Genomic DNA, 12,608 nt, shown 5'->3' on the forward strand with positions numbered 1-12,608 from the left:
CGCGGGGCGCCGTTGGTCGTTTACGCGCGTGTGGTCGGCGCGGCGCCTGCTCAATCCTTCGCGCCGTCGTCGATCCGGCGGCGCGTGATCGCCTCCTTCGCGCGGCCGACGCGTTCCATCAGCGCGGGGCCGCGCGACAGCGCGACGCCGACCGCGAGGATGTCGCCGATCGCGAGATGCGACATCCGCGACGTCATCGGCGAGAACACGTCCGTTTCCTCCGCAACGTTCGACGCAAGACTCACCGTCGCGAGCTTCGCGAGCGGCGAATGGCTCTGCGTGATCGCGACGACCTTCGCGCCGCACGCGAGCGCGGAGCGCGCGGCGTCGACGATGTCGCGCGTGCGGCCGGTGTTCGAGATCGCGACGACGACGTCGTGCGGCCCGAGCAGCGCCGACGACATCGAGAACGTGTGCGGATCCGAATACGCGACGCTCGGCACGCCGAGCCGGAAGAACTTGTGCTGGATGTCCTGCGCGGCGATGCCCGAGCCGCCGGCGCCGTAGAACTCGATCCGCGATGCGTTCGACAGCAGCGTGATCGCCTCGGCGACGCTGCCCGCGGACAGGCTGTTGCGCACCTCGATCAGTGCGCCGATCGTGCGGTCGAACACCTTGCCGATGATGCCGGGCGCGGGTTCGTCGGGCTCGACGTCGCGATAGACCGACGACACGCCCGGTGCGACGCTCTGCGCGAGCCGGATCTTGAACTCGCGAAAGCCGCTGCAGCCGAGCGCCTGGCAGAAGCGCGCGATCGTCGGCTGGCTGACGCCCGCGCGCGTCGACAGCTCGGTCATCGCGAGGTCGAGCACCTCGCGTGGCGCGGCGAGGATGTAGTCGGCGAGCTTGCGCTCGGACGGGCGCAACTCGGCGCGGATCGCTTCAATGCGGGGCAGCATGGGACGGCAGGCAGAAATCGGGTTCGGATGAGCGAGTGTATCGCAATCGAATTGTAGAAAATCTACATGAAAATGCTAGCGCCGGCGTGATGCTTTCGTTGAGATGGGTTAGGGTTTTCACTAGGTATCGCCATACTGGTAGCGGGAATAAGGGTTGCGGGGCGATGAATCTGCATTGCGTGCATGTAGTTTTTCTACTAGACTGACTTCGTTCTGTCGACGTGTTCGACCGTCCCCACGATTCCAACGCCGGTGTCGGCCGGCATACAGGAGCGCCCAGCATGACGTCGCTGCACCCCACCCTGGCGAAGGTCACCGAACGCGTGATCGCCCGCAGCCAATCGACCCGTTCCGCCTATCTGCAGCGCATCGACGGCGCGCAGGGCAAGTTCCCGGCACGCGGCGCGCTGTCGTGCGCGAACCTCGCGCACGGCTTCGCGGGCCTCGAGGGCAACGACAAGTTTTCGATCAAGGCGATCCGCGAGCCGAACATCGGCATCGTGTCCTCGTACAACGAGATGTTGTCCGCGCACGCGCCGTACAAGGATTTCCCCGACATCATCAAGGCGGCCGCGCGCGAGAACGGCGGTGTCGCGCAGTTCGCGGGCGGCGTGCCGGCGATGTGCGACGGCGTCACGCAGGGCAACCCGGGGATGGAGCTGTCGCTGTTCTCGCGCGAGGCGATCGCGATGGGCACGGCGATCGCGCTCACGCACAACATGTTCGACGCGGCGCTCTGCCTCGGCATCTGCGACAAGATCGTGCCGGGCCTGTTGATCGGCGCGCTGCAGTTCGGCCACCTGCCGACGATCTTCGTGCCGGCCGGGCCGATGACGAGCGGCCTGTCGAACGACGACAAGGCGAAGATCCGCCAGCAGTTCGCGACCGGCCAGGTTGGCCGCGACGCGCTGCTCGAAGCTGAATCGGCCGCCTATCACGGCCACGGCACCTGCACGTTCTACGGCACCGCGAACAGCAACCAGATGCTGATGGAGCTGATGGGGCTGCACCTGCCGGGCTCGGCATTCGTCCACCCGCACACGCCGCTGCGCACCGCGCTCACCGCCGAGGCCGCGCGCCGCGTGCTCGACCTGACCGTCGAGCGTGGCCACTACACGCCGATCGGCCACGTGATCGACGAGAAGGCGATCGTCAACGGGATCGTCGCGCTGCTCGCGACCGGTGGCTCGACCAACCACACGCTGCACCTCGTCGCGATTGCGCGCGCGGCCGGCATCCTGATCGACTGGAACGATTTCGACGAACTGTCGGCCGTCGTGCCCCTGCTCGCGAAGATCTACCCGAACGGCAAGGCCGACGTGAACCACTTCCACGCGGCCGGCGGGGTTGCCTTCCTGGTGCGTAACCTGCTCGAAGGCGGGCTGCTGCACGAAGACGTGACCACGGTCGCCGGCCGTGGCCTGTCGCACTACACGAAGGAGCCGAAGCTGATCGACGGCAAGCTCACGTGGGTCGACGGCGCGGCCGAGAGCCACGATACCAAGGTGCTGCGCGGCATCCGCGACCCGTTCCAGCCGGACGGCGGCCTGCGCCTGATGCAGGGCCGCCTCGGCCGCGGCGTGATCAAGATTTCGGCGGTCGCGCCCGAGCACCGTAAGGTGACGGCGCCCGCGATCGTGTTCGATTCGCAGGAAGCCGTGCAGGAAGCGTTCGATCGCGGCGAGTTGAAGCGCGACTTCGTCGCGGTCGTGCGCTTCCAGGGCGCGCGTGCGAACGGGATGCCCGAGCTGCACCGTTTGACGCCGCTGCTCGGCGTGCTGCAGGATCAGGGCTTCCACGTCGCGCTGGTCACCGACGGCCGCATGTCGGGCGCGTCGGGCAAGGTGCCGGCCGTGATCCACGTATCGCCGGAAGCGCTGCTGGCCGGCCCGCTCGGCAAGGTGAAGACGGGCGACACGCTCGTGATCGACGCGGAAGCCGGCGTGCTCGACATCGAGGTCGATGCCGCCGAGTGGCAGGCGCGCCCGGTTGCGCAGCCGCTGCACCAGGCCGAGAACGAGGTCGGTTTCGGGCGTGAACTGTTCGGCGTGTTCCGCGCGGCCGCCGCGCCGGCCGAGCAGGGCGCATCGGTGTTCGGCACGCTGGTCGGCGAAACGGCCGCCCACGTCGCCGCATGAATTTCAAGGAGCCAAACCAATGAAGACGATTGCTGAAATCGTGAAGCTGGGCCCGGTCATCCCGGTGCTCGCATTCGACTCGGTCGAGCAGGGTGAACACGTGTCGCGCGCGTTGCACGCGGGCGGTGTGAAGGTGCTCGAGATCACGCTGCGCACGCCGGCCGGCCTGGAGGCGATCCAGCGCGCGAGCCAGCTCGCGGACGACATCGTCGTCGGCGTCGGCACGATCACGAAGCCCGAGCATTGCGAGCAGGCGAAGCGCGCCGGCGCGAAGTTCGGCGTGTCGCCGGGGCTGACCAAGGAACTGCACCTCGCATCGCTCGACGCGGGCCTGCCGCTGCTGCCGGGCGTGATGACGCCGAGCGACATCATCCAGGCGCTCGAATTCGGCTACGAGATCGTGAAGTTCTTCCCCGCGCAGCAGGCCGGCGGCGTGCCGATGCTGCAGGCGTTTCACGGCCCGTTCCCGGCGCTGAAATTCTGCCCGACCGGCGGCATCACGGTCGACACCGCGCCGAATTTCCTGAAACTGCCGAACGTCGTGTGCGTCGGCGGTTCGTGGCTTACGCCGAAAGCTGCGCTCGCCGCGCAGGACTGGGCTGAAGTCACGCGTCTCGCGCAAGCCGCGAGCCAGCTCCCCCGTTAAGACTTGTACGAAATGACGGTATAACCCTCGGATGACGAGCGCTTAGTGCTTGTTTTACCGAGGGTTTTTGCTGATGGAACCGGTTCTATCCGCGGGCCGCAAAGATCAGTAAAATTCAGCGTCCTGACGGGGTGGGTACCCCCCGTGTTCCGGAGACCTGCATAGCCGGGCATACTCGCAACAACTCGCCCGGTTCGAACAATTCTAGGAGGAGTGCCACATGGGGGCTGTCCAAGGCAGCATGCTGCTCGTATTCACGCTGATCGCGATTGCCGCGCTGATCCTGATGATCGCGCGCTTCAAGATCTACCCGTTCCTGGTGCTGATCATCGTTTCGCTCGGCCTCGGCCTCGTCGTCGGCATGCCGATGGACAAGATCGTCAAGTCGTTCGAGGCGGGCACCGGCGGCACGCTCGGCCACATCGCGATCGTCGTCGGCCTCGGCACGATGCTCGGCAAGATGATGGCCGAATCGGGCGGCGCCGAACGGATCGCGACCACGCTGATCGACTGGTTCGGTGAAAAGAACATCCACTGGGCGATGATGTTCGTCGCGATCATCGTCGGCCTGCCGGTGTTCTTCGAAGTCGGCTTCGTGCTGCTGATCCCGATCGCGTTCAACGTCGCGAAGCGCACCGGCAAGTCGCTGCTCGTCGTCGGCCTGCCGATGGTGGCCGGCCTGTCCGTCGTGCACGGCCTGATCCCGCCGCACCCGGCCGCACTGCTGGCCGTCCAGCAATACGGCGCCGACATCGGCAAGACGATCGCGTTTGGCCTGATCGTCGGCGTGCCGACCGCGATCATCGCGGGCCCGCTGTTCGCGCTGACGATCTCGAAGTTCGTGAAGCTGCCGGAGAACAATCCGCTCGCCGCGCAGTTCGTCGATACGCACACGGACGGCCGCAAGCGCGAACTGCCGAGCTTCGGCATCACGCTGTTCACGATCCTGCTGCCCGTCGTGCTGATGCTCGTCGGCAGCTGGGCCGACCTGCTGTTCGCACCGAAGTCGCTGCCGAACAACCTGCTGCGCTTTGCCGGCAACTCGGACGTCGCGCTGCTGATCGCCGTGCTGGTGAGCTTCTTCACATTCGGCAAGCTGCAGGGCTTCAACCGCGACCAGATCCAGAAGTTCTGCGGCGAGTGTCTCGCACCGATCGCCGGCATCACGCTGATCGTCGGCGCGGGTGGCGGCTTCGGCGGCGTCCTGCGCGACAGCGGGATCTCGCAGCAGATCGTCGAGACCGCGAAGCACGCACACCTGTCGCCGCTGCTGCTCGGCTGGTTCGTCGCGGCGCTGATGCGTCTCGCGACGGGTTCGGCGACGGTCGCGATGACGACGGCCTGCGGCATCGTCGCGCCGATCGCGGCGGCGTCCGGTGCGGCGGTCAGCCCGGAGCTGCTGGTGCTCGCCACGGGCTCGGGCTCGCTGATCTTCTCGCACGTGAACGACGGCGGTTTCTGGCTGATCAAGGAATACTTCGGGATGACGGTCGGTCAGACGTTCAAGACCTGGTCGTTGCTCGAAACGATCATCTCGGTGCTCGGCCTCGGCTTTACACTGCTGCTGAGCATGGTTCTGTAACAAGGGGTAGTCAATGATTCTGATCGCAATGGGCGTGTCGGGCGCGGGCAAGTCGCGAATCGGCGAAATGCTGGCGGAACGCCTGTCGTGCAGCTATACCGATGGCGACGCGTTTCACAGCGCGGCGAACAAGGAAAAGATGCACCACGGCATTCCGCTGACCGACGACGACCGCTGGCCGTGGCTGCGCACGATCCGCGAGGCCATCGAGGAGAAACAGCGCGCGGGCGAGACGGCCGTGTTCACGTGCTCGTCGCTGAAGCGGTCGTACCGCGACGTGCTGCGCGGCACCGACACCGACGTGCGGTTCGTGTATCTGAAGGGTTCGTTCGAGGTGTTGCACGAGCGCCTGAAGAGCCGCACCGGCCATTTCTTCGATCCGTCGCTGCTGAAGAGCCAGCTCGACACGCTCGAGGAGCCGGGCCCGGACGAAGCGATCGAGGTCAGCATCGAGCTGACGCCCGAACAGATCGTCGATCAGGTCATGCTGAAGATCGGCAGCGCGCAGCAGCACTGAGCGCGGTTCGCGGCAATCGTCATGAAAAAGGCGCCTTTCGGGGCGTCTTTTTCATTGGCGGCCTGGGACCTGCGGCCTGGGACCTGCGGCCTGGGACCTGCGGCCTGGGACCTGCGGCCTGGGACCTGCGGGCCGCAGGCGGGTCAGGCCGCGCGTGCCTGCTTCGCGATGCCGTCGAGCAGCACGTCGAGCATCGTGTCGTGCACGGCCGCCGGATCGAGCTGCGCATAGAGCGGGGCGGCCGCCTTGACGAGCGGATGCGCGGCGTCGGACAGCGCTTCCATCTCCGCGAGCTCGACGTCGTTCGCGGCGCGCGTGAGGCCGCCGGCTTCGGCGGCGGCCAGCCCGATCACGCTCGCATACCAGCCGACGCACACCGACGGCAGCGCCGCGCGCGGGATGCCGGCGTCGGCCAGCGCACGATGCACGGCCTCGATGTGCGCGAGATCGGCCGGCCCGGTACTCATGTGCCGCTGCAGCAGCGCGAACGCGGCCGGGTAGCGCAGCGCGAGTGCGCGGTACTGGCGCGCGAGGTCGCGCAGCCGTTCGCGCCACGGCAGTGCGGCGTCGACCGGTACGAGCGAGCGCGACAGCGCGTTCGCGATCGCTCGGCTCAGGCCTTCCTTCGACTTGAAGTGATACAGCACGCTCATCGGATCGCAGCCGACCGACTGCGCGAGCTTGCGCACGCTGAATGCGGCTTCGCCGACGTCTTCGAGCAACGCGAGCGCGGCCGCGACGATCGCGTCCTTGTCGAGGCCGCGCGGGCCCTGGGCGGGTTTGTCTTTCATCGATGCGGGCCGGCATGCCGGTGCGGCACCGGCTGTAAACTTGACGAAAGTTTATTCTACACTGTAGAATTATTTCTGCGGTGTAGAAATTGGGTGTCCCGGCACCTTTCAATACGTGCTTTCGCACAGTCCGGGATCCAGGCGGCACGAGCGTGTCCGCCGTCAACACGGGCCATCGCGCCCCGTTTCTCGTTGACACCCATGTGGAACCGGCTGCCCCACCCGCGAAGCCAGAAGGCTCTTCGACAGGCGGCCCAAGACCATGCAAGTGCAATCATGACTTTCAACCATCAACCCCTGATCCAGGGCGAATCGCGTTTCGAACAAACGCAACTGAATATCGAAAAAGACAACTGGAACTGGTGCGACCCGGCCCGCTACGACGGCGAGCGCCCGGCGAACTGGTACGAGGCGTCGCTGTCGCGCCACGCGAACAGCGCGCCGCTCACGCACGATGCCGTATGCGACGTGCTCGTGATCGGCGCGGGCCTCCTCGGCGCGTCGGCCGCGCTGCATCTCGCGGAAGCGGGCGTCGACACGATCCTCGTCGACAAGCACCACGTCGGCTCGGCCGCATCGGGCCGCAACGGCGGGCAGCTCACGCCCGGCCTCGCGCGCTGGGAAGCCGCCGACATGATCGACCACCTGTCGCACGACGATGCGAAGCGGCTGTGGCGCTTCGCGTCGACCGAATCGATGGACCTGATCGATGCGATCGGCGCGCGCTACGCGCTCGAGCTCGACCGCAAGCGCGGCCACGTGACGGCCGCGGTCCACCCGGGCCACATGAGCGCGCTGCTCGACGGCGCGGATGCGCGCCGCCATCTCGGCGATGCGGGCGTGACGCTCGTCGGCCGCCATCAGCTGCATGACGAATACGTGCGCTCGGGGCTCTACCACGGCGCGGCGATCGACGCGATCGGCGGTCAGATCCATCCGCTCGCGCTGGTGCGCGGCCTCGTGCACGGCTTCCGGCTGAACGGCGGCGCGCTGTTCGAGGGCACCGAGGTGCTCGAACTCGACGAGACGCCGGAGGGTGTCGTCGCGACGACGCCGGGCGGCACGATCACCGCACGCAAGGGCGTCGTGCTCGCGCTGCACAACACGACGTTCCGGCTGCTCGACGACGGCGCCGCGACGACCGTGCCGTTTTTCACCTACGTGAGCGTGACGGCGCCGCTCGACGTCGACGTTACGACCTTGATGCCGGCCGGCATGCCCGTGTACGACACGCAGTTCCAGATCGACTACTACCGGCCGGTACGCGGCAACCGCCTGCTGTTCGGCGGGCAGGGCACCGGCACGTGCTGGGCGCAGCCGGACGTGAACGCGTATCTGCTGACGCGGTTGAACACGGTGTTTCCGCAGCACGACGGCCAGTTCGCGCTCGACTACTGCTGGAGCGGCGTCAGCGACTTCACGCTGAACGGCGCGACCGACAGCCGCAAGACCGACGGCCGCGTGCCGATGTACATGGTGCAGGGCTGGAGCGGCCACGGCGTCGCGCAGACGGTACGGATCGGCAAGGCGATCTGCGACGATTTCGTTGGCCGCAACGACGACTTCTCGATGCTGACCGGGATCGACCATCGCGCGATTCCGCTCGGCCGCCAGTTGTCGCCGATCGCGATCCCGGCCGCGAAGGCGGCGATGAGCGTGATGAGCGCGCTCAATCCGGGCAAGATGATCTCGTTCTGATCGGCCGCACAGCAAAAAGCCCGATGCGATTGCTCGCATCGGGCTTTTTTATTTGCGGAGACGGTAGCGCTTACGCGATCCGCTTCGCCAGTTCAACGGCCTTGCCGATGTACGACGCCGGGGTCATCGCGAGCAGAAGATCCTTCGCGTCTTGCGGGATCGCGAGCGTGCCGACGAATTCCTGCAGCGCTTCGCGCGTGATGCCCTTGCCGCGCGTCAGTTCCTTCAGCTGCTCGTACGGGTTCTCGATGCCGTAGCGGCGCATCACCGTCTGCACCGGCTCGGCGAGCACTTCCCAGCAGTTGTCGAGATCTTCGTTCAGGCGTGCCGGGTTCACTTCGAGCTTGTCGAGGCCGCGGATCAGCGAGTCGTACGCGAGCAGCGAGTAGCCGAGCGCGACGCCCATGTTGCGCAGCACCGTCGAGTCGGTCAGGTCGCGCTGCCAGCGCGACACCGGCAGCTTGTCGGCGAGGTGGCGCAGCGTCGCGTTCGCGAGGCCGAGGTTGCCTTCCGAGTTCTCGAAGTCGATCGGGTTGACCTTGTGCGGCATCGTCGACGAGCCGATTTCACCGGCCTTCGTCTTCTGCTTGAAGTAGCCGACCGAGATGTAGCCCCACACGTCGCGGTCGAGGTCGAGCAGGATCGTGTTCGCGCGCGCCACGGCGTCGAACAGCTCGGCCATGTAGTCGTGCGGTTCGATCTGGATCGTGTACGGGTTGAACGTGAGCTTCAGGCGGTTTTCGATCACGTCGCGCGAGAACGCTTCCCAGTCGAATTCCGGATACGCGGAGAGATGCGCGTTGAAGTTGCCGACCGCGCCGTTCATCTTGCCGAGGATCTCGACCTTCTCGATGCGCGTGATCGCACGGGCGAGGCGGGCCGCGACGTTCGCGAGTTCCTTGCCGAGCGTCGTCGGGCTGGCCGGCTGGCCGTGCGTGCGCGACAGCATCGGCTGCTCGGCGTGCGCGTGCGCGAGTGCGACGAGGCGCTGGTAGACGGTGCGCAGCGCCGGCAGGATCACGTGCTCGCGCGCGCCGGCGAGCATCATGCCGTGCGACGTGTTGTTGATGTCTTCCGACGTGCACGCGAAGTGGATGAATTCGCTGGCCTTTTCGAGTTCTTCCTGGCCCTTCACCGATTCCTTCAGCCAGTATTCGACGGCCTTCACGTCGTGGTTCGTCACGCGCTCGATGTCCTTGATGCGGGCGGCGTCATGCGCGGTGAAGCGCTCGGCGAGCTGCAGCAGGAACTGTTCGGACGCATCGGAGAAGCGCGGGACTTCCGCGAAGCCGGCGCGCGACAGCGCGATCAGCCAGTGCACCTCGACGGTGACGCGGTGGCGCATGAAGGCAGCTTCGGAGAGCCAGTCGCGCAGTGCTTCGGTCTTGCTGGCGTAGCGGCCGTCGATGGGCGAAAGCGCGGTGAGGGCGAAAAGCGTATCGGGACGAGTGTCGGACATGATCGGGCGGGCCTTGGGGCCGGGTCGAGCGAGGGGAAGGAGAATCCGGCATTTTACCATCGGCGCGGGACGATCCCGGTCGCGCGCGGCCCGCGGGCGTCTCCGCGTGCGAACACCGCGCCGGCGCCCGTGCGCGGCGGGGCGCCGGGCCGTTCGCCGCGCCGCCGGCCGGAGCCGCCCGCCGGTAGAATGCAGGCTTCTTCCCGACCGCCGCCCGCCGCGCCCGCCTGCATGGAACTGAAATGGCTCGAAGACTTCGTCTCGCTCGCGGAGACGCGCAGCTTTAGCCGGTCCGCCGAACTGCGGCACGTGTCGCAGCCGGCGTTTTCGCGGCGCATCCAGGCGCTCGAGGCATGGCTCGCGACCGAACTGATCGATCGTTCGGTCTATCCGACGCGGCTCACGCAGGCCGGGCAGATCTTCTACGAACAGGCGCTGACGATGCTGTCGCAGGCGCACGAGGCGCGCACGCTGCTGCGCGGCCACGTCGGCGCGCCGGTGCCGACGATCGAGTTCGCGGTGCCGCACACGCTGTCGCTCACGTATTTCCCGCGCTGGCTGCAGCGGATCGAGGCGAAGATGGGCCAGGTCCACACGCGGCTGCGCGCGCTGAACGTGCACGACGCGGTGCTGTCGCTCGTCGAGGGCGGCTGCGATCTCGTGATGGGCTATCACCACCCGAGCCATCCGGTCGCGCTCGACCCGGCACGCTACGACATGCTGATCCTCGGCAGCGAGCCGATCAGCCCGTTCTCGGCGCCGGGCCGCGCGGGGCGGCCGCGCTATACGCTGCCCGGCACGGCCGACGCGCGCGTGCCGTACCTGTCGTATACGCCGAACGCGTATCTCGGCCGGATGACGGAGGTCATCGTCGCGAATGCGACGACGCCGCTGTTCCTCGATCGCGTCTATGAAACCGACATGGCCGAAGGGCTGAAGGCGATGGCGCTCGCGGGCCACGGCATTGCGTTCCTGCCGCACAGCGCGGTCGAGGATGCGGTCGCGGGCGGCCGCCTGATCCGGCTCGACCGGTCGGTGCGCGGCGGCGCGCACCCGTTCACGCTGACGATGGAGATCCGCCTGTACTGCGACAAGCTCGCGCTGCAGGGCGACGATCCGCGGCAGAAGCTCGTGCGTGCGCTGTGGGACGTCGTGCGCGACGAACTGCGCGAAACCGCGGGTTAACCGTGGGCGGTTAACCGTCGCCGGCCGGCCCGGCCGGCTGTCGTCGAGCTTGCGGCACCTGTCGGCCGGCTGTCCGGCGGCCGTCACACATCCAGGAAACACGATTTTTCACGCACGCGATGCACGATCGATCGCGTGCGTTCTTGCGCAAATCGACCGCAGATTTGCGAAAAATCGCGATCATGCAAGAAACGCATAATCGAATAAGCAAACGGCATTGGATAAAAAAAACGGGTTTTTCGACAATGTGCGCACCTGTTGACCGTTGGAGCATCCATGTCTTCGCAATTGCAGTCCATCCCGTCCTACCTGCACGCCGACGATCTCGGCCCGTGGGGCAACTATCTTCAGCAAGTCGATCGCGTCGCGCCGTACCTCGGCTCGCTGTCGCGCTGGCTCGAAACGCTGAAGCGCCCGAAGCGTATCCTGGTCGTCGATGTACCGATCGAACTCGACAACGGCACCGTCGCGCACTTCGAAGGCTATCGCGTGCAGCACAACGTGTCGCGCGGCCCGGGCAAGGGCGGCGTGCGTTACCACCAGGACGTGACGCTGTCGGAAGTGATGGCACTGTCCGCGTGGATGTCGGTCAAGAACGCGGCCGTGAACGTGCCGTACGGCGGCGCGAAGGGCGGTATCCGCGTCGACCCGCGCAAGCTGTCGCGTGGTGAGCTCGAGCGCGTGACGCGCCGCTACACCAGCGAAATCGGCATCATCATCGGCCCGAACACCGACATTCCGGCGCCGGACGTCAACACCAACGAACAGGTGATGGCGTGGATGATGGACACGTACTCGATGAACGAGGGCCAGACGTCGACGGGCGTCGTGACCGGCAAGCCGATCGCACTCGGCGGTTCGCTCGGCCGCAAGGAAGCAACGGGCCGCGGCGTGTTCGTCGTCGGCAGCGAAGCGGCGAAGAAGAAGGGCCTGGAAATCGAGGGCGCACGCATTGCGGTGCAGGGCTTCGGCAACGTCGGCGGCATCGCGGCGAAGCTGTTCCAGGAAGCGGGTGCGAAGGTGATCGCGGTGCAGGATCACACGGGCACGATCTACCAGCCGGCCGGCCTCGATTCGAACAAGCTGCTCGACCACGTCGCACGCACGGGCGGCGTCGCGGGCTTCGAAGGCGCGGAGCCGATGCCGAATGACGAGTTCTGGACGGTCGAAACCGACATCCTGATCCCGGCGGCACTGGAAAACCAGATCACCGAGAAGAACGCAGGGAAGATCCGCACGAAGATCATCGTCGAAGGCGCGAACGGCCCGACGACGACGGCGGCGGACGACATCCTGACCGCGAACGGCGTGCTCGTGATCCCGGACGTGATCGCGAACGCGGGTGGCGTGACCGTGTCGTACTTCGAATGGGTGCAGGATTTCTCGAGCTTCTTCTGGACGGAAGACGAGATCAACCACCGTCTCGAGCGCGTGATGCGCGAAGCGTTCTCCGGCGTGTGGGCAGTCGCCGAAGAGCACAAGGTGTCGGTGCGTACGGCGGCGTTCATCGTTGCGTGCAAGCGCATCCTGATGGCGCGCGAATTGCGTGGCCTCTACCCCTGATCGTTGACTATGATCAATTCATGACGCAATCCATCCGATTGCGGAGATGAACCCTCGCGGGCGGTACCGGATCCGGTACCGCCCGCGTGCGCATTCGGGGCGCGCGAAGCCGGGAGGAAGGCTTCGCGGA

General features: G+C 66.6%; 10 protein-coding genes. 7 read left to right on the forward strand and 3 right to left on the reverse strand.

The features are described from left to right. Positions 1-50: 50 nt before the first annotated feature. Entirely contained in the window at positions 51-899 is an 849-nt protein-coding gene (locus LGN19_RS26140) for a MurR/RpiR family transcriptional regulator (protein WP_226217889.1), read from the reverse strand. Positions 900-1,180: 281 nt separating this feature from the next. Here LGN19_RS26140 and edd point away from each other — a divergent pair, with 281 nt between their 5' ends. The 4 genes from edd (at position 1,181) to LGN19_RS26160 (ending at position 5,782) form a co-directional block, all read left to right on the forward strand. Next, the gene (gene edd, locus LGN19_RS26145) at positions 1,181-3,037 is read left to right on the forward strand and encodes a phosphogluconate dehydratase (protein ID WP_122944469.1); all 1,857 of its coding nucleotides are present in this window, start codon (positions 1,181-1,183) and stop codon (positions 3,035-3,037) included. A gap of 19 nt (positions 3,038-3,056) precedes the next feature. Then, a complete protein-coding gene (eda, locus tag LGN19_RS26150) occupies positions 3,057-3,683 on the forward strand; it encodes a bifunctional 4-hydroxy-2-oxoglutarate aldolase/2-dehydro-3-deoxy-phosphogluconate aldolase (RefSeq protein WP_069247127.1) in 627 nt (208 codons plus the stop codon). A gap of 220 nt (positions 3,684-3,903) precedes the next feature. Further along, positions 3,904-5,265: a GntP family permease gene (locus LGN19_RS26155; protein ID WP_122944470.1), complete on the forward strand. Its 1,362-nt coding sequence runs from the start codon at positions 3,904-3,906 to the stop codon at positions 5,263-5,265. A gap of 13 nt (positions 5,266-5,278) precedes the next feature. Beyond that, positions 5,279-5,782, forward strand: coding sequence for a gluconokinase (locus tag LGN19_RS26160; protein ID WP_122944471.1), 504 nt, complete (start codon positions 5,279-5,281; stop codon positions 5,780-5,782). 143 nt (positions 5,783-5,925) lie between these two features. Here the strand turns inward: LGN19_RS26160 and LGN19_RS26165 are convergent, their stop codons facing one another. Continuing rightward, positions 5,926-6,573 (reverse strand): TetR/AcrR family transcriptional regulator, encoded by a 648-nt coding sequence (locus tag LGN19_RS26165; RefSeq protein WP_175222379.1) that lies wholly within the window; start codon positions 6,571-6,573, stop codon positions 5,926-5,928. 276 nt (positions 6,574-6,849) lie between these two features. On the opposite strand from LGN19_RS26165, the gene LGN19_RS26170 reads away from it, so the two are divergent. Further along, positions 6,850-8,271: an NAD(P)/FAD-dependent oxidoreductase gene (locus LGN19_RS26170; protein WP_226217891.1), complete on the forward strand. Its 1,422-nt coding sequence runs from the start codon at positions 6,850-6,852 to the stop codon at positions 8,269-8,271. A 70-nt stretch (positions 8,272-8,341) separates the two neighbouring features. Here LGN19_RS26170 and purB read toward each other — a convergent pair whose 3' ends face one another. Further along, on the reverse strand, positions 8,342-9,730 hold the full coding sequence (gene purB / locus LGN19_RS26175) for an adenylosuccinate lyase (RefSeq protein WP_174960381.1): 1,389 nt from the start codon (positions 9,728-9,730) through the stop codon (positions 8,342-8,344). A gap of 231 nt (positions 9,731-9,961) precedes the next feature. Here purB and LGN19_RS26180 point away from each other — a divergent pair, with 231 nt between their 5' ends. Continuing rightward, positions 9,962-10,915, forward strand: a complete 954-nt coding sequence (locus LGN19_RS26180; RefSeq protein ID WP_046544936.1) for a LysR substrate-binding domain-containing protein — start codon at positions 9,962-9,964, stop codon at positions 10,913-10,915. 276 nt (positions 10,916-11,191) lie between these two features. Continuing rightward, the gene (locus LGN19_RS26185) at positions 11,192-12,478 is read left to right on the forward strand and encodes a Glu/Leu/Phe/Val family dehydrogenase (protein ID WP_226217893.1); all 1,287 of its coding nucleotides are present in this window, start codon (positions 11,192-11,194) and stop codon (positions 12,476-12,478) included. Positions 12,479-12,608 lie beyond the last annotated feature (130 nt).

Source organism: Burkholderia sp. AU30198 (assembly GCF_020419825.1).
Lineage (GTDB): Bacteria > Pseudomonadota > Gammaproteobacteria > Burkholderiales > Burkholderiaceae > Burkholderia.

Bases quoted from the DNA above. Each gene is read 5' to 3' on its own strand.
- LGN19_RS26180 (WP_046544936.1), top strand. From the start codon at position 9,962: ATGGAACTGAAATGGCTCGAAGACTTCGTCTCGCTCGCGGAGACGCGC.
- edd (WP_122944469.1), top strand. From the start codon at position 1,181: ATGACGTCGCTGCACCCCACCCTGGCGAAGGTCACCGAACGCGTGATC.
- LGN19_RS26165 (WP_175222379.1), bottom strand. From the start codon at position 6,573: ATGAAAGACAAACCCGCCCAGGGCCCGCGCGGCCTCGACAAGGACGCG.
- LGN19_RS26160 (WP_122944471.1), top strand. From the start codon at position 5,279: ATGATTCTGATCGCAATGGGCGTGTCGGGCGCGGGCAAGTCGCGAATC.
- LGN19_RS26185 (WP_226217893.1), top strand. From the start codon at position 11,192: ATGTCTTCGCAATTGCAGTCCATCCCGTCCTACCTGCACGCCGACGAT.
- LGN19_RS26140 (WP_226217889.1), bottom strand. From the start codon at position 899: ATGCTGCCCCGCATTGAAGCGATCCGCGCCGAGTTGCGCCCGTCCGAG.
- purB (WP_174960381.1), bottom strand. From the start codon at position 9,730: ATGTCCGACACTCGTCCCGATACGCTTTTCGCCCTCACCGCGCTTTCG.
- eda (WP_069247127.1), top strand. From the start codon at position 3,057: ATGAAGACGATTGCTGAAATCGTGAAGCTGGGCCCGGTCATCCCGGTG.
- LGN19_RS26170 (WP_226217891.1), top strand. From the start codon at position 6,850: ATGACTTTCAACCATCAACCCCTGATCCAGGGCGAATCGCGTTTCGAA.
- LGN19_RS26155 (WP_122944470.1), top strand. From the start codon at position 3,904: ATGGGGGCTGTCCAAGGCAGCATGCTGCTCGTATTCACGCTGATCGCG.